Annotated in this window: 18 protein-coding genes; 15 read left to right on the top strand and 3 right to left on the bottom strand. The window is 48.5% G+C overall.

What is annotated here, in order from left to right; genetic code table 11:
• Positions 1 to 8: 8 nt before the first annotated feature.
• Positions 9 to 2,375, bottom strand: coding sequence for a phosphoketolase family protein (locus tag CX650_RS00380; protein ID WP_101094712.1), 2,367 nt, complete (start codon positions 2,373 to 2,375; stop codon positions 9 to 11).
• Positions 2,376 to 2,803: 428 nt separating this feature from the next.
• Between CX650_RS00380 and CX650_RS00375 the strand changes: the two genes are divergently transcribed.
• The gene (locus tag CX650_RS00375) at positions 2,804 to 4,291 is read left to right on the top strand and encodes an alanine/glycine:cation symporter family protein (RefSeq protein WP_101094739.1); all 1,488 of its coding nucleotides are present in this window, start codon (positions 2,804 to 2,806) and stop codon (positions 4,289 to 4,291) included.
• Positions 4,292 to 4,403: 112 nt separating this feature from the next.
• Entirely contained in the window at positions 4,404 to 5,180 is a 777-nt protein-coding gene (gene yaaA / locus CX650_RS00370) for a peroxide stress protein YaaA (RefSeq protein ID WP_101094711.1), read from the top strand.
• Positions 5,181 to 5,253: 73 nt separating this feature from the next.
• On the opposite strand, the gene CX650_RS00365 is transcribed toward yaaA, so the two are convergent.
• A complete protein-coding gene (locus CX650_RS00365; protein WP_101094710.1) occupies positions 5,254 to 6,657 on the bottom strand; it encodes a M28 family metallopeptidase in 1,404 nt (467 codons plus the stop codon).
• Between the two features lie 135 nt (positions 6,658 to 6,792).
• On the opposite strand from CX650_RS00365, the gene CX650_RS00360 reads away from it, so the two are divergent.
• A complete protein-coding gene (locus CX650_RS00360; RefSeq protein WP_025011907.1) occupies positions 6,793 to 7,089 on the top strand; it encodes an ArsR/SmtB family transcription factor in 297 nt (98 codons plus the stop codon).
• 62 nt (positions 7,090 to 7,151) lie between these two features.
• Here CX650_RS00360 and rpsT read toward each other — a convergent pair whose 3' ends face one another.
• Positions 7,152 to 7,418 carry a 30S ribosomal protein S20 gene (rpsT, locus tag CX650_RS00355; protein WP_039034886.1) on the bottom strand — a complete coding sequence of 89 codons (267 nt, stop codon included), beginning with the start codon at positions 7,416 to 7,418 and terminating at the stop codon, positions 7,152 to 7,154.
• A gap of 255 nt (positions 7,419 to 7,673) precedes the next feature.
• On the opposite strand from rpsT, the gene murJ reads away from it, so the two are divergent.
• The 12 genes from murJ (at position 7,674) to CX650_RS00295 (ending at position 21,460) form a co-directional block, all read left to right on the top strand.
• Positions 7,674 to 9,233 carry a murein biosynthesis integral membrane protein MurJ gene (gene murJ / locus CX650_RS00350; RefSeq protein WP_101094738.1) on the top strand — a complete coding sequence of 520 codons (1,560 nt, stop codon included), beginning with the start codon at positions 7,674 to 7,676 and terminating at the stop codon, positions 9,231 to 9,233.
• Between the two features lie 65 nt (positions 9,234 to 9,298).
• Positions 9,299 to 10,234 (top strand): bifunctional riboflavin kinase/FAD synthetase, encoded by a 936-nt coding sequence (gene ribF / locus CX650_RS00345; RefSeq protein WP_101094709.1) that lies wholly within the window; start codon positions 9,299 to 9,301, stop codon positions 10,232 to 10,234.
• Positions 10,235 to 10,267: 33 nt separating this feature from the next.
• Entirely contained in the window at positions 10,268 to 13,093 is a 2,826-nt protein-coding gene (gene ileS, locus CX650_RS00340; RefSeq protein WP_071477007.1) for an isoleucine--tRNA ligase, read from the top strand.
• 11 nt (positions 13,094 to 13,104) lie between these two features.
• Positions 13,105 to 13,620 (top strand): signal peptidase II, encoded by a 516-nt coding sequence (gene lspA / locus CX650_RS00335; RefSeq protein WP_025011911.1) that lies wholly within the window; start codon positions 13,105 to 13,107, stop codon positions 13,618 to 13,620.
• A gap of 5 nt (positions 13,621 to 13,625) precedes the next feature.
• The gene (fkpB, locus tag CX650_RS00330) at positions 13,626 to 14,048 is read left to right on the top strand and encodes an FKBP-type peptidyl-prolyl cis-trans isomerase (protein WP_039034883.1); all 423 of its coding nucleotides are present in this window, start codon (positions 13,626 to 13,628) and stop codon (positions 14,046 to 14,048) included.
• Position 14,049: 1 nt separating this feature from the next.
• On the top strand, positions 14,050 to 15,003 hold the full coding sequence (gene ispH, locus CX650_RS00325; protein ID WP_039034882.1) for a 4-hydroxy-3-methylbut-2-enyl diphosphate reductase: 954 nt from the start codon (positions 14,050 to 14,052) through the stop codon (positions 15,001 to 15,003).
• A 255-nt stretch (positions 15,004 to 15,258) separates the two neighbouring features.
• Positions 15,259 to 15,804: a type IV pilus modification protein PilV gene (pilV, locus tag CX650_RS00320; RefSeq protein ID WP_082014314.1), complete on the top strand. Its 546-nt coding sequence runs from the start codon at positions 15,259 to 15,261 to the stop codon at positions 15,802 to 15,804.
• Between the two features lie 4 nt (positions 15,805 to 15,808).
• Positions 15,809 to 16,783, top strand: a complete 975-nt coding sequence (locus CX650_RS00315) for a PilW family protein (RefSeq protein WP_101094708.1) — start codon at positions 15,809 to 15,811, stop codon at positions 16,781 to 16,783.
• A gap of 10 nt (positions 16,784 to 16,793) precedes the next feature.
• Positions 16,794 to 17,228 (top strand): PilX N-terminal domain-containing pilus assembly protein, encoded by a 435-nt coding sequence (locus CX650_RS00310; protein WP_101094737.1) that lies wholly within the window; start codon positions 16,794 to 16,796, stop codon positions 17,226 to 17,228.
• A 4-nt stretch (positions 17,229 to 17,232) separates the two neighbouring features.
• Positions 17,233 to 20,760, top strand: a complete 3,528-nt coding sequence (locus CX650_RS00305) for a pilus assembly protein (protein ID WP_101094701.1) — start codon at positions 17,233 to 17,235, stop codon at positions 20,758 to 20,760.
• A gap of 8 nt (positions 20,761 to 20,768) precedes the next feature.
• Complete coding sequence (locus CX650_RS00300) at positions 20,769 to 21,164, top strand: type IV pilin protein (RefSeq protein ID WP_039034878.1); 396 nt, start codon at positions 20,769 to 20,771, stop codon at positions 21,162 to 21,164.
• A complete protein-coding gene (locus CX650_RS00295; RefSeq protein WP_101094699.1) occupies positions 21,161 to 21,460 on the top strand; it encodes a TapY2 family type IVa secretion system protein in 300 nt (99 codons plus the stop codon). Before CX650_RS00300 ends, CX650_RS00295 begins: the two co-directional genes overlap by 4 nt.
• The last annotated feature ends 30 nt before the right edge of the window (positions 21,461 to 21,490 follow it).

The following is a 21,490-nucleotide window of genomic DNA, read 5'->3' as shown; positions in this document are numbered from 1 at the left end:
GGTTCAGCTTAGCGGGTCCAAATCCAGTTTTCGATATACTCAGGATCTACACCATTGGCCTTGATATAGTTTCTATGGTCAACCAAACGTTGCAGCATATCTGTGGTAATCGCGACGTGACGGGTTTCATCAATAACACCTTGCTGGAATAATTTGTAAGCCATATCTATTACCAGGTGATAACGAGAAGTACCGTTACGTACACCCATATCAAATGGGGTGGTGGTTGAGCCTTCTTCTTCATAACCTTTAATTCTGAATCTATGACTACCTTTGTAATCGAAGATCAGTTTTTTGATGGTGTTTGGATAACCGTGATAGTTAAATACCACACCTTTGTCTTCGGTAAATATCTCATCCATCAACCAAGGTTTTTCCTGGAATTTAAGGCTGCCCAGGCCACTGCTGTGTAATTCTGTGACGCTTACAAAGCGGATACGCACTCTTGGCAGTAATTCGCGGATTAATACCAATGCCGCCATACATTCCTGAGTCACATAGTCACCACAACCTGCCAGGACGACATCCGGGTTTTCATCAGAGGCAAAATCCCACACCATTACACCTTCTTTGGCTTGTTTACGGGCCTCATCAAGGCTCAGCCATTGCGGCAGCTCTTTCTTACCGGCGACAAGAATATTCAATTTGTCACGGTCGGCGAAAGCTCGCTCTGTGTAAACCAAAGTGGTGTTGGCATCGGCTGGCAGGTAAGCCGAGATTATCTTGGGGTGTTTCTCAAGCATGGCCCCCAGGAAAGAAGGATTCTGGTGAGAATAACCGTTGTGGTCCTGACGCTCCAGCAAAGAGGAGAGAACTACGTTACAGGCCGGCAGCGGCTTGCGGAAGTGAACCCCTTGGCTGGCATAGACATACTTACAGTATTGGTCGGCCATGGAAGACACTACCTGAGAGAAGGATTCATAGGTAGGGAACATGGCGTGACGGCCGGTGACAGTGTAGCCGTGCATCATACCGAACAGCAGGTTTTCGGACAGTAGTTCCATAACCCGACCATCGCGGCTCATATCTTCATCCCAGCTTTCAATCGGCCATTGCCAGGCACGATCTGTGGCTTCAAATACCGCTTGCAACTGGTTGGAGTAAGTTTCATCCGGGCTGAAGATCCGCAGGTTGCGCTGGTCTTTATTAAGACGGAAGGCTTCGCGCATCCATTGGCCCATTTTCAGCATGGAGTAGCCACGATGACCTCTTGGGACTTCAGGGCCGTAGGCCAGTTTGGATAGGTCAGGATTGCTGAGGGCGCGTACCACTTCACCGCCATAGCTCATCTTTTGACGGCCACAGCAGAGTTCTGCAGGTGGCAACAGCGACTGGATGTCTTTGTCGAAGATTATCTGGTTCTGCTCGTTGATTGAGTAGAGTTCAGAGAATTTATAGCTGTCTAGCCAGCTATCCAATGCGGCCAGATGACCTTTGTCGGTGGCGCATTTGTTGACAATTACCTGGTGAGACTCGCAGTTGCCTTCGAGTTTTTTGCCATCGTATTCGGGAACACCTGTCCAGCCTTTGGCGGTGCGCATCAGGATCACCGGCCAGCGTGGCTTAACCACATCTTCACCATTGCGGGCACGCTTCTGGATGTCGTTGATCATCTCGTAAGCTGTATCCATCGCCTTGGTCATCTGCAGGTAGACATCTTCTTCCTGCTCGCTGTCCACTATGATGGGATGGTAACCCAGGCCTCTGAATTCAAGTTCCAGCTCTTCATGGCTCATGCGTCCCATACGGGTAGGGCCGGAAATCTTGTAACCATTAATATGAACAATCGGCAGTATGGCACCGTTGGTGGCGGGAGAAACCAGGCGGTTGGCATACCAGGATGCAGCCAGTGGGCCGGTTTCAGATTCGCCGTCACCGACAAGCACTGCGGCAATCAAGTCTGGATTATCCAGCACGGCACCCCAGGCAACAGACAAGGAGTAGCCCAGCTCGCCCCCTTCAAGGATTTGTCCCGGAGCTTCGGGGTTGGCATGTGAAGGGTAACCGTAAGCGGCGGAGAATTTACGACAGATATCTTCAATACCGGTTTCGTTGTAGGGGATGGTTTCTGGATAGAAGTGGCTTAGAGAGCCTTCGAGGAAGAGGTTGGCCTGTACAGCGGGGAAACCGTGACCTGGGCCGACCAGATAGAGGAACGGGCGCTTGTGCTTGGTAATCAATCTGTTCACGTTAGCGTATACAAAGTTGATCCCCGGGCAGGTTCCCCAATGGCCCAAGAGCCTTGGCTTTATATCACTGTGTTGTAACGGGCGTTTGTACAATACATTGTGCTTCAGGTAAATCTGTGAGGTTGCCAGGAAGTTAGTGGCCCGGACAAATTTCTTCAGTGCACCTATCTCTTGCTTTTGGGTCATATCGTGCCTCGCTTGAGCTAGCTAAAAGTGAATCAGATTATCTTGTGGCTACTATATTTGTAGTTTTATTACAAAAACGTGCCCAACATCCAAGTTTTGAAAGTTTGTTTAGCTGGTGGTTTTTTTAGAAAATTCGTGTGACACCATTGTTGTTCAAGTTAAAACTCTAGTTTGTTCTGGTATTTTTATGGTGAATTTACTGTCGGTCGAGTGATTAAGTGTGATCTTGATCACGCGGTATTTTCAAGTTCCTATGCTATTTTCTTCGCCCTCAAGCCCGGTCGGCATACCTTGGGGTATGTAGGATAATTCGAAAAGAAACTGGCCGACGCTTATCCTTTTTCATTCAGGAAGGAATCTTAACCACAAACTTGGCGATATACCGTCAGAGACGGGCTAGGTTTGTCACGGGAAAGCTTACAATTATGATAATAGAAACCATAGTCGATTTTTTGAACTCTCTGCTTTGGGGAAAACTATTGGTCTATGCCTTGGTGGGCGCTGGCTTGTACTTCACTCTAAGGCTTTTGTTCATTCAGCTTACTCACCTGGGGCATTCTGCCAAGGTGATGGCTACCAGTAGGCAGGGCTGTGACAGTGGCTTGTCTTCATTTCAGGTATTTTGTACCAGTATGGCCGCCAGGGTCGGTGCCGGTAATATGGCCGGGGTGGCCGTTGCCATAGGTGCCGGTGGCCCTGGTGCTGTTTTTTGGATGTGGCTTATCGCTCTGTTGGGTATGGCTACGGCCATGATTGAGTCGACTCTGGCTCAGATCTATAAGGTAAAAGATAAAGATGATCAGTTTCGTGGCGGTCCCTCCTATTATATGGAAAGGGGGCTTGGCCAGCGCTGGATGGGGATTATCTTCTCCGTATTCTTGATCATCGCCTTTGGTTTGGTTTTCAATGCCGTGCAGGCCAATACCATTACGGGAGCATTGGAAATTGTGTTTGATGTCAAAGAGGCTTACTGGTTTGACATTAAAGCAACTTATTGGATAGGTATTCTGCTGGTGATCACCAGTGGCTTGGTCATCATGGGTGGGCTGCGTAAAGTTGCGCGGGTATCCGAGGTAGTTGTACCTATTATGGCTTTTGCTTATATCCTGATCGCCTTGGTCGTTGTCGGGATGAATATTGAGCAATTGCCGACCATTCTCAAACTGATAGTCAACAGCGCCTTCGGTTGGCAAGAGGCCGCTGCCGGTGGGGTGGCTTATACTGTGGCTCAGGCGATGCAGTCAGGGATCGCCCGCGGTTTATTCTCCAACGAGGCGGGTATGGGGAGTGCTGCCAACGTCGCTGCCAGCGCCTCACCGACACCAAACCATCCTGCTTCCCAAGGGTTTGTACAGATGATAGGAGTGTTTATGGACACTATTGTTATCTGTAGTGCAACAGCCGCAATAATCTTGCTGGCCGGCGATCTCAGCAGTGTTAATATCGGCGAGGGGGACAAAGGGATCCAACTGACCATAGCGGCTTTGACCACTCATGTTGGAGATTGGGGTGGCTTTTTTGTGGCCTTTGCCATCTTACTGTTTTGCTTCACCTCAATAATCGCCAACTACTCTTATGCCGAAACCAATGTGCTGTTCCTTTCCAATAATAGCCGTAAAGTGTTGCCCCTGTTCCGCTTGTGCGTACTAGGCATGGTGATGTTTGGAGCTGTGGCGAAAATAACCTTGGTATGGAATTTGGCCGATCTTTCCATGGGCTTGATGGCGACAGTCAACATCATTGCCTTGGTACTGCTTTCCGGTATTGCCATGCGGGTGATTAATGATTACCGCGATCAGTTGAGTGAAGGCAAAGAACCTGTGTTTGACAAGAGCAAGTTTCCTGAGCTTGAAGAACATATTGAAGAGGGTATCTGGACCGGTGAACCTGTGGTTCGCAGTGACAAAGGCTGGTAACTGAATCCGGCCCCAGATTGGGGCCATCGGAAAAACCACGCTATCAATGCGTGGTTTTTTTATTTACTGCCAGTATCATGGGCAGTTCTATACCAAATAAGACGGAGTGAATATGCTGATTTTGGTTTCACCGGCCAAGACGCTGGATTATGACAACCCGGCGGCGGTATCTGAATACAGCCTGCCACAGTTTCTCGAGCACAGCAGTGAGCTTATTCAGGTTTGCCGGGAGCTGACACCAGCCAATATTGCTTCTTTGATGAAAGTCAGTGACAAAATTGCCGGCTTAAATGCCGCCAGATTCGCCGAGTGGCAGCCTGATTTCACCCCGGAGAATGCCAAGCAGGCACTCTATGCTTTCCGTGGTGATGTATATACAGGTCTGGATGCAGACAGCCTTGCCCCGGAAATGGTTGCTCGGGCTCAGCAGCATCTGCGTATTTTATCCGGGCTCTATGGTCTGTTGAGGCCCCTGGACTTGATGCAAGCCTATCGGCTGGAAATGGGTACCTCTTTGGTAAATCCCAGGGGCAGTAACCTGTACGCCTTTTGGGGCGATATCATCACAGATGCCATTAATCAGGCATTGGTTCAGCAAGGGGATGATATTGTGGTGAATTTGGCGTCCAACGAGTACTTCAAAGCGGTTAAACCCAAGCAGGTTGCCGGACGTATTATCACGCCTGTATTCAAAGACTGTAAAAATGGTCAGTATAAGGTAATAAGCTTTTACGCCAAGAAGGCCAGAGGCATGATGGCTCGTTACCTGTTGGAGCAAGAGGAACAGAGTCTGGAGCGATTAAAGGCATTTAACAGCGCCGGCTATTATTACAGTGAAGCCGAGTCCAGCCCTGGCTCCCCTGTGTTCCTGCGGGAAGAACAGAGCTGATACCCTTTCCCGCTATATAAAGATAAGAAAGCCGTTCATTATTGAACGGCTTTTGGCTTCTAAAGCGTGTGATTTACTGTTTGGCAGGCAGCGGTCGCAGTTCCAGTTCAGACTGTGCCATCAAATAGGCGAACTGGGCATAGGCCGCAACGTTTTGTGCCAGCGCCTTGGGATCTATCTTGTCCAGGGTATCGTTGGGGGTGTGGTGGTAGTCAAAGTAATCGGTACCATCCTGGCGCAGGGAGGCCACAGGAACGCCACTGGCCGGCAACATGGAAACATCCGGACCACCATAGGCACTGTTGTCACCGGCGGCAACGCCGTTTTGTTGCATCACCTGGGTCAGTTGCTGTAGTTTGGGCAGCACTTGCTCATTGACCTGAAAGTCGATGCGGTAGATAGGGCCAGCCCCGAAATCCGATTCGGCGGCGATATAGTGTTTATCCAGTTCTGCAGCGTGGGCCTTGGCATAAGCCTTGCCACCAACCAAGCCTATCTCTTCGGCGGCATAGAGCACGACACGTATCGTCCGAGCCGGCTTTTCCGGCAAATCTTGAATAAGCTTAGCGGCCGCGGTGACAATCGCGACCCCGGCACCGTCATCTATAGCGCCCGTGCCTTCATCCCAGGAGTCCAGATGAGCCCCTATCAGTACGATTTCATCTGGCTTGCTGCTACCGGTGACTTCGGCGATGACGTTATAGGAAATGGCGCTGCCCTTGTTCTTGGGAGACATCTTCAAAGAGAGGGTTATATCGGCAGAACGCTTGAGCATGGCATTGACCAGATCGGCATCCGGCGCTGACATGGCCGCCGCCGGGATCCGCTTTAAGCCTTCTTCATAACGCATGGTGCCGGTATGGGCCATACGGTCATGATCTGTACCTATTGAACGGATAACTATTGCCAGGGCACCTTTTCGCGCAGCCTCTATAGCGCCTCGTGAGCGGCCCCCTACGCTCTTGCCATAACCTTTACCTGTCTTGTGTCGCTCGGTTTTCTGATCGATAAAGACAATTTTGCCGGCAACATCATCAGGATTGGCTTCTTTAAGTGCAGCGAGGCTGTCAAAACGCACTATCTTGGCCGTGATACCTTCAGTAGGAGTGGCCACACTACCTCCCAATGCCGTGATAACCAGAGGCTGTTGGAAGGGGGTCACTATGCTGGCACTGGCTTCACCGCGTTCCCACACCGGAACTTCCACAGCTTCTTTATAAACACGGTCAAAACCCAGTGACTGCAGCTTTTTCTCCGCCCAGGCAACCGCCACGGCGTCTTTTGGGCTACCAGCCAAGCGAGGGCCGACTTCCACAGTTAAAGATTCCACAATTTGAAAGCCGAGGTCAGAACTGAGGGCTTTTTGCTGCAATGACTCAGCAAGCAGTTGATTTGTATTGGAAGGTGAGGGGGATTGACAGCCAATAAGTGATGAAATCAACAGTGGAAGTAACAGGGCGGTTCGATAGCTTTTCATGTGTTTCCTTTGTTTTTATTAGGTATGTCCCATTTTTGAAAACAATCTAACAAAAAGTGTGCTTTATGTCCCGACTATCTCCGTAAGGCAAGGCTATATTAGGGACGGAGTTTGTATTAGGAGAATAGGCTCGTCATGAATATTGAGTTGATGCAGCAGCGAGCGGACCATGCCGTCGTGTTATTGAAGGCGCTGGCCAATGAGAGGCGTTTATTTATTCTGTGCTATCTCCTGAGTGAGGGAGAGATGTGCGTTGGGGAAATGAACAAGAAACTGGGATTGAGTCAGTCGGCTTTGTCTCAGCATCTGGCTTGGTTGCGTAAAGACAATCTGGTGGCCACCCGCAAAGAAGCCCAGACAGTGTACTATTCGCTCAAGAGTGAAGAAGTGCGCGAAATCATCAAGCTGTTGAATAACATCTATTGTCATTGATGTTATTGAATTTTAGATATAAAAAAACCGGCAATGCCGGTTTTTTTTATACGGGTATCGAATTAAGCAGCCAGTGCTTTGATACGAGTGTTCAGACGAGCCTTATGACGGGCAGCCTTATTCTTGTGGATCAGGCCTTTGGTTGCCATACGGTCAAGAATGGGTTGTGCAACAGCGAAAGCTTCAGTAGCCGCTTTGTGATCGCCAGCTTTGATAGCAGCGATAACTTTTTTCACGTAGGTACGCAACATAGAGCGACGGCTAGCGTTGTGTTGACGACGCTTTTCTGATTGAAGCGCGCGCTTCTTTGCAGTCTTGCTATTAGCCAAGGTGCAACTCCTAAAAACTGGATTTGATACTTTTAAAGGCCGAGGAGAATGCCCGGTTTTCGTCACTTTGTCAATGACAATGATTGAATATCCATCATAAAGATAAATTAATCCAACCTGATTTGGCTATCCTCAACCCAACTCGTGTAAGATGTGGCGCAATTCTACCAGCAATTGCTGGCATGTGACAGAGCTTAAGTGGAATTTTTGAGACTTGCCGCCGTTTATAGCGGCTTGGGTCTTCTGGGGGAATATTTGAGCAAAAAATTGGTACGGTCCGGCGCTATCGTCAGCGTCATGACCTTGATTTCCCGTGTATTGGGATTAATACGGGATGTGGTAGTCGCCAACTTGATGGGCGCGGGCAGCAGTGCCGATGTGTTCTTTTTTGCCAACAAGATCCCTAACTTTTTGCGGCGATTGTTTGCTGAAGGTGCCTTTGCTCAGGCCTTTGTACCTGTATTGACTCAGTATCAGGAGAAAGAGTCCAGCGAAGAGGTCAAACTCTTATTATCAAAGGTAGCCGGTACCTTGGGGTTATTGGTAACAGTCGTGACCTTGATTGGGGTTCTGGCTTCGCCAATATTGACCGCTTTGTTTGGTGCAGGCTGGTTTATGGCCTGGGTTAATGATGAGCCTGACGGCGCCAAGTTTGAACTGGCCTCGTTAATGCTGAAGATCACTTTTCCCTATCTTTGGTTTATCACTTTCACCGCCTTGGCCGGCTCGATTCTCAATACCCGTGGCCGTTTTGCCGTTTCGGCCTTTACCCCGGTATTTCTCAACGTCGCCATTATCGCTGCAGCATTGTGGTTGAGTCCTACCCTGGATAAGCCTGAAATCGGTTTGGCCTGGGGGGTGTTCTTCGGTGGTGTGATTCAGTTTTTGTTTCAAATTCCTTTTCTGCTGCAGGAAAAAGCGCTGGTCAAGCCCTCTTGGGGCTGGAATCATCCCGGGGTGGTTAAAATCCGCACTTTGATGATCCCGGCGTTATTTGGGGTCTCTGTGTCACAAATTAACTTGCTGCTGGATACTTTTATCGCCAGTTTTCTGGTCACAGGCTCCATCAGTTGGCTCTATTATTCGGATCGCTTGTTGGAGTTCCCGCTGGGGTTATTTGGTATTGCCATTGCTACCGTTATTTTGCCTGCTCTTTCCAAAAAACACGTTAATGCAGAGGGGGAGGGGTTTGGTCGCACTATGGATTGGGGGGTTCGCGCCATTCTGCTGCTGGGTTTACCGGCCATGATGGGGCTGATTGTATTGGCTCAGCCCATGTTGATGGTGCTTTTTATGCGTGGTGCCTTTAGCATCAGTGACGTGGAAATGGCTTCCTATTCTCTGGTGGCCTACGGCTCAGGTTTGTTGAGTTTTATGCTGATCAAGGTGCTGGCGCCCGGATATTATGCTCGTCAGGACACCAAGACACCTGTGCGTTATGGCATCATTGCTATGGTTAGCAACATGGGTTTCAATATTATTTTTGCCGTGCCATTTGGATATGTTGGGCTGGCGATCGCCACTTCTCTGTCTGCTTTACTCAACGCTTCCCTGTTATATCGCGGTTTGCATCTGGCTGGTGTATATAGAGTTAGTAAGCAAACTATTATCTTTTTTATCAAGGTCTTATTGGCAACGGCGGCAATGGTTTGCCTGTTAATTTACTTTTCACCAGAGCAGGCGCAATGGCTTGGGTGGTCGTTTGTTGAGCGATTCGCTCATCTGTTTTCCCTGATACTCGGCGGTGCTTTAGGGTACTTTATGGCATTGGTACTGTTTGGGATCCGTCCGTGGCGGCTCAAAGCCCGGAACTGAGGGCTGATTCTGCTGCCGAGCTGTTATATAATCCGCCAATTTACGTTTGAGCAGTCATTGATTTCATGGAACTGATTCGCGGAATACACAATATATTGCCGGCCCATCGCGGTTGTGTGCTGACCATAGGTAACTTTGATGGTGTACACAGGGGCCATGCCGAAGTGATAGCCAATCTGGTCAAAAAGGCGCGTCACTTTGGTTTGCCGGCCACCCTGATGACATTTGAGCCGCAACCGCAGGAACTGTTTCGCGGCCAGGATGCCCCTGCGCGCTTGAGCCTGCTTCGTGATAAGGTCAGGTTGCTTGCTGAACTGGGAATAGACAGACTTGTGTGTGTCAATTTCAATCAAAAGTTTGCCCAGATGCCGGCCAAGGAGTTTGTCGAAGAGTTGCTGGTGCGTAAACTTGGGGTCAAGTATCTGGTGGTCGGTGACGATTTCTGTTTTGGACGGGCGCGTCAGGGCAACTTTGAGCTGCTTCGCTCTGCCGGTGAACAACACGGTTTTGCGGTAGTCAGTACCCAAAGCTTTTTGGTTGGCGATCACAGGGTCAGTTCCACCATGGTCAGAGAAGCACTGGCCAAGGGCAATCTTGATCAGGCCAGACGTTTATTGGGACATCCCTATACTCTCAGTGGTAAGGTGGCACATGGCAAAAAGCTGGGCCGGACGCTAGGGTTCCCCACAGCCAATATTGCCATGAAGCGTAAAGTGGTTCCCGTGAGGGGCGTTTTTGCGGTTAGGCTCTGGTGGGATGGCAGTGAGCAATACGATGGTGTTGCCAATGTGGGTTTTCGCCCGACGGTTCAGGGACAAAACTGCCAGTTGGAAGTGCACCTGTTTGACTTTGACGGTGACCTCTACGGGCGTAAAGTAGAAGTGGAATTAGTGGCCAAGATCCGTGACGAGAAACCGTTCGAGTCCCTTGAGGCACTTAAGAAACAAATAATGAATGACGCTGATGAGGCTCGCGCCTTACTCAGCAATGAAGCAGGCTGAGCTCTCTTAGCTAAATTAATGGTATTAGGATCAATGAGCGACTATAAATCAACTTTGAATTTGCCGGAAACCGAGTTTCCGATGCGTGGTAATTTGGCAAATCGCGAGCCAGAGATGTTGAAACGCTGGACCGAGGAGAATCTGTACCAACAGATCCGTGATAGCCGTATTGGCCGCAAGCTTTTCATTCTGCACGATGGCCCTCCATATGCGAATGGCGATATTCATATTGGTCACTCAGTTAACAAGATCCTCAAAGATATTATTATCAAATCCAAGACCTTGTCGGGGTTTGATGCGCCTTATGTGCCAGGTTGGGACTGCCATGGTCTGCCGATTGAACTCAAGGTAGAACAGAAAGTGGGTAAGCCAGGGCAGAAAATCTCTGCCGCCGAGTTTCGTGACGAGTGCCGTAAGTATGCCGCCAAACAGGTGGATGGTCAGCGCAATGACTTTATCCGTCTCGGCGTACTCGGTGACTGGTTCAAACCTTACCTGACCATGGATTTCAGCACTGAGGCCAACATCATTCGCTCATTGGCTAAAGTGATCGACAACGGCCACCTGCACAAAGGGGTTAAGCCGGTGCATTGGTGTACCGACTGTGGTTCTGCCCTGGCCGAAGCCGAAGTGGAATATGAAGACAAGACCTCACCGGCCATAGACGTGGCCTTTGCCGCCGTGGATAAGGCTAAAGTGCTAGCTGCTTTCGGGGTTACTGAGTATCAAGCGCCAGTCTCCATGGTTATCTGGACTACTACTCCCTGGACCTTGCCTGCCAACCGCGCTTTGTCACTGAGTCCTGATTTGGACTATGTGCTGGTAGAGATTGAGTCTGAAGAAGGTGCCAAGCAAGCGGTTATTCTGGCGGAAGCCCTGCTGGAAAGCTGTATCACCCGTTATGGTGTCAAGAGCCATCAGCTCCTGGGTCGCGCCAAAGGTGCCGAGCTTGAGTTGATGCAGTTCCAACATCCTTTCTATGATTTCAGTGTACCGGCGATCCTTGGCGATCACGTGACCACAGAGTCCGGTACCGGTGTGGTACACACTGCCCCTGGACACGGTCAGGACGACTTTGTGGTTGGCCAGAAGTATGGTTTGGAAGTGGCTAACCCTGTAGGTGATAACGGCGTTTACAAGGCAGATACCCCGCTGTTTGCCGGCAAGCACGTGTTCAAGGCCAATGATGAAATTGTAGCGCTGCTGCAGGAAAAAGATGCCTTGCTGCACCGCGAAGCTTATCGTCACAGCTACCCTCACTGCTGGCGCCACAAGACTCCTATTATCTTCCGCGCCACACCGCAGTGGTTTATCTCCATGGATAACAAAGGACTGCGTACTCAAGCTATGGGTGAAATTGAGCAAACCCAGTGGATCCCGGATTGGGGACAGAGCCGGATTGAGAAGATGGTCGAGAACCGTCCTGACTGGTGTATCTCGCGCCAACGTACCTGGGGCGTGCCTATCACTCTGTTTGTTCACAAGGAAACCGAAGAGCTGCATCCAGACAGCGTGGCTTTGATGGAGCGTGTTGCTCATCGCATTGAGCAGCAGGGTATTCAAGCCTGGTGGGATCTGGATGAGTCTGAACTCCTGGGTGAAGATGCAGCACAGTACCGCAAGGTGACCGACACTCTGGATGTTTGGTATGACTCAGGTTCTACCTTCTCATCAGTGGTTGCTGCCCGCCCTGAATTCCAGGGGCAGGGAATTGACCTCTACCTGGAAGGCTCGGATCAGCACCGTGGTTGGTTCATGTCATCACTGATGATTTCAACCGCCATGAACGGCAAGGCACCTTACAAGCAGGTACTGACCCACGGCTTTACCGTGGATGGCAAGGGCCGCAAGATGTCCAAGTCTATCGGCAACGTGATTGCACCACAGCAGGTAACCAACAAACTGGGCGCCGATATTCTGCGTCTGTGGGTGGCTTCTACCGACTACAGCGGTGAAATGACAGTATCCGATGAGATCCTTAATCGTAGCGCCGATGCTTATCGCCGTATCCGTAACACCGCCCGCTTCCTGCTGGCTAACCTGAGCGGTTTTGAGCCAGAGACAGACATGATTGCCATCGAAGACATGGTGGCACTGGATCGTTGGGTGGTGCGCCGCGCCGCCAAACTGCAGGAAGAGTTGCTGGAAGCCTATGATGCCTACAACTTCCATATAGTGACCCAGAAGCTGATGCAGTTCTGCTCGGTTGAATTGGGCAGCTTCTATCTGGATATCATCAAGGACAGACAGTATACCGCCAAGCGTGATGGTCACGCCCGTCGCAGCTGTCAGTCGGCTCTGTATCTGATTGCCGAAGCCATGGTGCGTTGGGTGGCCCCGATTCTTAGCTTCACTGCCGATGAAATCTGGCAGTTGCTGCCCGGTAAGCGTGACGCCTATGTGTTTACTCAGGAATGGTACCAGGGCCTCAAGGCTGTCCAGCTGGACTCAGATTTGAGTGATGAATACTGGGCACAGTTGCTGCAGGTTCGTGATGAAGTCAACAAGGCACTGGAGCAAGGCCGCCGCGATAAGCTGATCGGCGGCGCGCTGGAAGCCGAGGTGACTCTGTTTGCCGATGCGGCGCTGACTGAAGCTTTGGCCAAACTGGGTGACGAGCTGCGCTTTGTGCTGCTGACCTCCAAAGCCGTGGTTAAGCCGCTTGCCGATGCGCCTGCCGCTGCCCGTGAAACTGAGCTGGCATCACTTAAGCTAAGCGTTGCCAAGTCCGAAGCGGCCAAGTGTGATCGCTGCTGGCACCACAGAGAAGACGTTGGCCAGATCGCCGAGCATCCACTGCTGTGTGGCCGCTGTGTGACCAATATCGAAGGAGAAGGTGAACAGCGCCTGTTCGCCTGAGGATAATAAACATGCCCGCAGACTGGAAACAAAGTGGCCTGCGCTGGTATTGGGTGGCTGTGTTGGCCTTTTTGGCTGACCAGCTGTCCAAACAGTGGGTATTGGGGAACTTCAAGCTGTATGAGTCGGTGCAGCTGTTGCCTTTCTTTAATCTGACCTATGTGCGTAACTATGGTGCCGCCTTTAGCTTTCTCAGTGATGCCGGTGGCTGGCAGCGTTGGTTGTTCACTGCCGTCGCTGTCGGCTTCAGTGTGTTGCTGACCGTTTGGCTCAGACGGCAATCGGCTGGATTGTGGCGCCTTAACCTGGCTTACACTCTGGTGATTGGCGGCGCACTGGGAAATCTTGTCGATCGCCTGATGCACGGTTTTGTGGTGGACTTCCTCGATTTTTACTGGAAAACCAGTCATTACCCGGCATTCAATATCGCTGACTCGGCTATCTGTGTTGGCGCAGTCCTGATCATCTGGGATTCATTTTTCGGCGGTGACAAGGCCGCAGCCAAGCAGAATGAAGCCAAGGAGTAACGCAGATGTCTGATGTAAAATCCCTCTTGTGCCACCTTAATATATTGCTGGAAGATGGCTCGACTGCTGACAGTACCAAAGCCTCCGGTAAACCTGCCAGGCTCAATATTGGCGACGGCAGTCTGAGCCCGGCGTTTGAAGCTGAGCTCCTTGAGCTGAAAGCCGGCGATAATCACAGCTTTACCTTGGCACCAGCCGATGCTTTCGGCGAGTCCAATCCCGACGCCATTCATCATCTGGATCGCACTCGCTTCCCGGCAGATATGACGCTGGAACCCGGTGTTATAGTCAGCTTTGCTGGCCCTGGCGGCAGTGAAATACCCGGAATAGTGAGGGAGATAGCCGGTGATTCTGTCACTGTGGATTTGAACCATCCGCTGGCGGGCCACCAGGTGACCTTTGAACTGGAAGTATTGCAGGAGCTTTGATATGTCAGTAGCAAAATCTACCGGTCTTAACATATTACTGGCCAATCCCAGAGGCTTCTGTGCCGGTGTTGACCGGGCTATCAGCATAGTGGAACGGGCGCTGGAACTCTTTTCCCCGCCAATCTATGTGCGCCATGAAGTAGTGCATAACCGTTATGTGGTTGAAGATCTCAAGCAGCGGGGGGCGATTTTTGTCGATGAACTGGATCAGGTGCCCGACAACAGCATAGTGATTTTCAGTGCTCATGGGGTGTCGCAGGCGGTGCGCAATGAAGCCAAGCGTCGCGGTCTTAAGGTGTTTGATGCCACTTGTCCTCTGGTGACCAAGGTGCATCTGCAGGTGACCCGCGCCAGTCGCAAGGGTATTGAGTGCATTCTTATCGGTCATGCCGGCCATCCCGAAGTGGAAGGCACCATGGGGCAGTACGATAACCCTGAAGGGGGAGTCTATCTCATTGAGTCTCCGGCCGACGTGGATGCATTGCAGGTGAAAGAGCCGGACAACCTTTGCTTTGTTACCCAAACCACGCTGTCGGTGGATGATACCCTGGATATTATTGCCGCGCTGCAGAAGCGGTTCCCTTCGATTGAAGGGCCCAGGAAAGACGATATCTGCTACGCGACCCAAAACCGTCAGGATGCGGTACGTAAAATGGCCCAGGATGTGGACTTGCTGATTGTGGTTGGCTCCAAAAACAGCTCCAATTCCAACAGACTGCGGGAATTGGCGCTCAAGTCTGGCACTCAGGCCTATCTGGTCGATAACGCCGATGATGTAGAACGTGAGTGGTTTGATGGTGTCAGCAAGGTTGCGGTTACTGCCGGGGCTTCTGCTCCTGAGGTGTTGGTGCAGCAGGTTGTTGAGGCTATAGCTAAATTGGCGCCGAGCGTGGTGACCGAAGTGGAAGGGCGCAAGGAAGATACCGTATTTGCCGTACCGGTTGAGCTAAGGTAAGAAACCGCGAGTTTATCGCGCTTATTTAAGCGAACAGCATTTTAAAAAGAGGCTATCTAAGCCTCTTTTTTTTATGGAAAAAATACTTCTTATCAGGCTTGAATTTATTAGCGATACTTGTTACTGGCGATTTACATTCGACTCAACTATCATTAACAGGTATTATTGTTGCGTTTAGCTAACTATAAGATATTAAAGAACTAATAGGCTGAATTTATTGTCAAAAACATGGCGCTGTCTGGAGATTTGACACCTATGAAAAAACGCAGGGAGGGGTTCTCTCTGATTGAGGTTATGGTAGCGCTCGTCATTTTGGTGATAGGGCTTATCGGGATATTTAACTTACATATAGTAGCCAAGCGCGCCAGCTTTGAATCATTTCAACAGACTCAGGCGGCCTACTTTGCCAACGATATCCTCAATCGAATGAAGCTCAATAACAAGGTTTTGAGTAGTTATGAGGGCTCCTATGATGGAAGCGGAAGTGCCCCTGCAAAATCCTGTGATGTGGGCCTTAGCGCCACTGTGACCTGCACTACTGCCGAGACTTTGGCTTGGGATCTTTACCAATGGCAGGAGCTCTTTACCGGCGCTGCTGAAAAGGCAGATAGCCGGAATGTCGGCGGCCTCGATAGCGCCACTGCTTGTCTGACTGTCAATGGCAGTGATGTCACTATCGTGATGGCATGGCGAGGCATTCAGGAAACCGCCGGCACCGCCTATGAAGCGACTGACTGCGGCGATAGCCTGGGGAAGCGTCGGCGGGTTTTTATCCTCAAGACTGTGATTAACCAAGGTTAAGGCTATGAGTGTGACAAATTCAAAGCAGTCGGGTTTTTCTTTGGTTGAGCTCATGGTGGCCATGGTTATCAGCCTGTTTCTGACACTAGGCTTGTTCGCCATGTTCAGTATGTCTGCCACCAATGTTACTACCACAGGGCAGTTCAATCAGTTGCAGGAAAATGGCCGTATCGCGCTGGCTATCATGGTACCGGATCTGAGTCAGGTAGGTTTCTTCGGAGATATGACGGGTACAGACTTTGTGCTGGGTACCAATACTCGGGTCGATAATACAGTTGGGACAGATTGCACCGGCGAGGGGCTCAACAACGCCACTCTGCCTAATGATAAACCTGCCCACTTCAGACGTCTTTGGGGCTATGAGGCCGGGGTGAGTACCGGTTCACTGAGCTGTGTCAGTTCAGTGATTGATGGGACAGATGTGATTCAGATTAAACGTCTGGTGGGGCCTCCCGGTACCGGCGGTGGTTTTCGGGTAGCGACAACGGCCAGCCAGGCGGTGTTTTTTAACGATACAGATCCCGCCCTTGAAAACCAAAGGGTGTGGGAATATCAACACCATGTCTACTTTATCAAAGACAATAACGGCGTGCCGGTTCTGACCCGCAAATCACTTTCTAAAAGTGGAATGAATGTGGACGAACCCTTGGTCGAAGGCATAGAGAATATGCGCATTCTCTATGGGTTTGATGAGGATGGTGATGACACAGCCGATAGCTTTATGCCGGTGCAGAGTGTGACGGATCTAATGTGGGATAACCAGCTGTTTCAGCGAATTGTGGCCTTGAGAGTCTTTTTACTGGTACGTTCAGTTGCAGAGGACAAGGCATATACAAATGAGAATACCTATCAAATAGGTGATAAAACAATTACATACCCAAGGCCAGACGAGAATGACAATGTAAAACCTGATCACTTCCGCCGTAAGGTGGTTTCGACCACTGTGGTACTTGAAAACCCGGTGTTGATAAGGAATTAAGTAGATGAAGATAAGGCAGCAGCGGGGAGTTGTACTTTTTTTTGCACTTATCCTCCTGATTATTTTGACCTTAATTGGTGTGGCACTGGCGGTTAACTCCAGTCAGTCGCTGCGCATGGCCGGCGCCGGTGCCGAGCGGGTGGAAGCCAAAGCCTTGGCCGATGGTGGGCTGCACGCGGTTATTACAGAGTATGCCGGGGCGCCATTTGCGAATGTTAAAGATGAAGTGGGTTTGGACAGATTTTATGGTAAGCAGGTTATTTCGCCTTTACCGGAAACAGGGGTGAAGGATGTTAGTTGTCAAAGAACCTCCAATGCTACCGGAGCCAATTTAGTGAGTTGTCGCCGATTTCAGATAACAAGTACAGTCAGTTATGGCCGCGATAGCCTAGGTTCGTTAACGGTTGCATCCGGAGTTGAACAGCAAATACTTACAGGAAACTAAAATTATGTTTAATAAACTATTACTAAGTGTTCTGATGGCCATGGTTGTAGTTTCTGGAGTTACTATTGCTGATGATACAGAACTTTACCTAATTGATTCTACAGTCAGAAGTGGTAAACGTCCGCAAGTGCTATTTATCTTCGATAATTCGGGGAGTATGTCCACCGAAGATGAAAATGCTACAAGTTCATACTGCTCTGAAGAAGATTATAATAATAAACGTTGCACGTACGCTGATGGTTTTTCTGATTACCTTACTGGATATGCAGGCTATATTAATGAAAAAGGTATATATTGGAACGCTGGAGGTATAGATAATACGAGTACTATGCCTGTGCCTGATGACCCAACAGAGTCCCGTAGATTTTATAATGATAATAATAATTGTCAGCTTGCCGCTGATGCATTAACTTCTAGAGGGCGATATACTGGCTATTTGCGGGAGTTTAAACTGAAAGGGAATGCCGGTAAATGGTATTCTCTGGCAGATAATGAAGGGTTTAATCAAGGGCAGATTGTTGATTGTTACGAGGATATATTAAATGAAAATCCTGGCAATCCTGGGAAAAATAAGAAGGGTGGAGATTTTCCTTTAGGGTATCCTATAGATTCAAAAGATATGTATACAGTAGATACGGACGATGTCGCTAGTAAGTACAGCTTAGACCATACTGATTTCGGAAAGGGGTCTCCTGTCACCCTGTATACTGCTCATTATCTAGTTTGGTATGAGTGGGTAACAACAACTGAAGATGGTAAAAATAGTGGTGGAACTGGAACAAGGCTTGAGGTCGCAAAGGAGGCTTTAGTTTCAGCTCTTACAGATTTGGCTATTCCAATCGATGCGGGTTTAGCCGTATTTAATCTTAACTACCCTGAAGAGGGTGATGCGAATGGTGGTAGAATCGTATTCGATATAGCGGAAATGACCGATGGTAATCTAACCAGTCTTACATCATTAATTAATGGTATGCCGGCGCAGACCAACACCCCCTTATGCGAAACATTGTATGAAGCATATCAATACTTTAGTGGTGGGCCTGTAACATATGGCAATAAAGATGCTAATGGGAAAGGTCTTTTCAATATTGATGACTATATTCCTAATAATCCGCCAAGCATTATATCTTCAGGCAATTACTCATCACCGTTTAAAAAATGCCCTGATACCGCATATGTTATCTATATTACAGATGGAGCACCAACTTTAGATAATAGCGCTAATGCGAATATTTTATCTTTGACTTCATCTTCAGATAGTGCTGCTGATTATTCTGGGTTTGAGTTTGTGAATGATGATGGTGAGGAAGAGGTTAGTTATTTTCCAGCATTAGCTGCTTACATGTATAACAATGACTTGGTTAAAGGTATTAAAGACTCAACAGGGATAGATAATAAACAGAATGTGCGAGTTTTTACAATAGGTTTCTCCGAAGGCGCGGAGACGGCCGCAGCTCTTTTAGAGGAGGCGGCTTTTAGAGGAGGTAATCCAAGAAATGACAATGGTATATCTAAAGGTTATTATATTGCTAAAACTGGGTTAGATTTAGTTGGAGCTATGGATGATGCTCTCAAGTCAATTTTATCAATAGACTCTTCTTTTACCTCACCAAGTATTGCCAGCAATAACTTTGATAAAACTCAAACTTATAATTCTGCTTATTTCGCGATGTTTTTACCCGGTGAAGGGCCCAGGTGGAGCGGTAATCTTAAGAAGCTTAAAGTTAATTCATCTGGAGAAATTGTTGCTCCTGGCGGCACTACTAACGCAATTGATCCTAGCGGAAATATTGCACCGACCGTGTGTACTTATTGGAACGCTTGTTCTGGGAATAAGATTGATGGTAATAAGGTTAACTCAGGCGGAGTGCTTCCAACTTTACAGGATAGTTTAAAAGGTAGAGCGATAAAGACTAATGTAGGCAATGGTTTGGTAGACTTAAAAAGCTCAAGCTTTAGCTCTGCTTACTCTCAAGATGATCTAGATTGGTTATATGGCGTTGACGTGGATGATGATGATGGTGATAGCATTACATCAGAAGCTAGAGAAGATATAATGGGAGACCCTCTCCACTCCAAACCTTTGGCAATTAACTTTGGTGGAGCTCCAGATGATAAAGGAGAAAATCTTGATGTTAGAATACTAATTGGTACTAATCAGGGTTTAGTACACATGTTTAAAGACTCAGATTCAGGAAGCGGTGATTATTCTATTGGTAATGTTCAAGAGTCATGGGCATTCATACCAAATGAATTATGGGGGAATGTCCCTGAGTTGCGTAGAAACTATGAAACTGGAGTACATAGTGTTTATGGAATGGATTTGTCTCCTATCGCTTATACTGAAACAGACTCAGCCGGAAAAGTGTCTAAGGCTTGGGTCTATTTAGGTATGCGAAGAGGGGGGAGTTCATATTATTCATTAGATATAACAAACCCAGATAGCCCAGTTTTTAAATGGATGATTAATTCTGACAGTGCTGGGTTTGAGGAGCTAGGTGAGTCATGGTCTGAACCTGTTATTACTCATATCCCAGGTGTTAGTGGCCCAGTGTTGATAATTGGCGGGGGGATGGCTTTTTCTGGAGGAGCTGGTAATGCTATATATATAATCAATGCTGCTACTGGTGAACTGATAAAGAAATGGTCTGAAATTGGGATGAGTAGCATTCCCAATAGAGTCGCAGTACTCGATAGTAATAATGATGGTTTAAGTGACAGAATTTACGCTTCAGATGTGAGTGGGCAAATATGGCGAGTCGATATGCCTAGTAATGAGATGTCTAAATGGCCTATCTTTATGTTTGCCTCTATTGCTACCTCAGGTTCTCCTAATGATAGAATGTTTTTTGTTGAGCCAGTTGTGGCTCAGACTCAATTCAGCAATATACATAGTGATAATGGGGATTTAAGTTATCAAAATGTCCCTTATGATGCAGTAGCTATTGGTAGCGGGAATCGAACTCATCCTCTAGGTACAGCAACAGACGATATGTTTTATGTATTTCAAGATAGAAATGTTGTGACTCAATATTTTTCAGACGGTAATCCACAGCCATTGGGTCTTGAAGATTTGTATGATGTTACGTCGTCGGCTCCTGCATCTCAATCTGAGGATGTTGCCTTCGGAACAAAAAGAGGATGGTTTTATAATTTTGGATCTTTAGGGGAAAAGTCCCTATCAGCATCATTAATTTTTGACGGCAAGGTGTATTTTACATCTTTTGTTCCGCCAGTTAATTCAGATATAGATTTAGATGCAGGGATATGTGGATTTGCCGGTCAAGGCCGTTTATATGTATTTGACTTGCATAAGGGAACACGCAGTTTTAGTGAAGTTTTTTATGATGTTGGGGAGAGAGTGCCAGATACTCCTCAAATAGTTATCCCTAAACCAGAGACTGATGAGGATCCTACTGCATATATTATCGGCGTAGGAAAGGGTGAGTGTGAAAATGGTGATTGTAAAGGAACAATTTCTCTGGGAAGTGGTTTAACGACCAATCGAATTTATTACCATGTAAATGAGTAGGATAAGAGATGAAAAGACCAGCGGGTTTTACCCTGATAGAAGTCATGATCACTGTGGTCATTATCGGCATACTGGCGTCTATCGCTTATCCATCTTATGTGCAGTACATTGCCAAGAGTACTCGTTCCGAGGCTCATGCGGCCTTGATGCGACTGGCCAATCTGCAGGAGCAATACTATTTGGATAATCGCACTTATGCCACGGATATGACCAAACTGGGGCTCAATGCCAGTCCCTTTATTACTGAGAATGGTCATTACAGTATCGCGTCAACCGGCACAGCGGATTTCACCCTGACCGCAACGGCACAAGGAGCGCAGGCCAGCCGCGACAGTAAGTGTAAAACGCTGACCTTGACCGATGCCGGGATTAAAAGTGGTGCTTCAACGGAGTGTTGGAAATGATTAGATCAATTAAATATGGTTTGTTGCTCCTACTGCCCGGTATGCTATTTACAGCCCAAGCCGCCGAGCGGCAGGATGTTAAATGTCACTTGATTACCAGCAAGGGAGAGCAGATTGCCTTTTATCGCTGGGACTTGGACAAGCAGCAGCTATTTATGGCGCGTTTGAGCGGTAAGTCGTTAAAGGATGCCCGCGGTAAGCGTTACTTTATCAGGGAAGCCAGAGAGTGTGTGTTGCTCAAGGAAGCATTCAGCTCTGAGAAGGCCCGTAAGTTGGATGAGATGACTCTAAGATAACTTTCCCTAAGTCATGATGCTTGAGCCAGT

The sequence above is a fragment of the Shewanella indica genome (assembly GCF_002836975.1).
Taxonomy (GTDB): Bacteria; Pseudomonadota; Gammaproteobacteria; order Enterobacterales; family Shewanellaceae; genus Shewanella; species Shewanella indica.
Note: the sequence above shows the minus strand (reverse complement) of the source record. Positions and strands in the feature narration are given on the sequence as shown.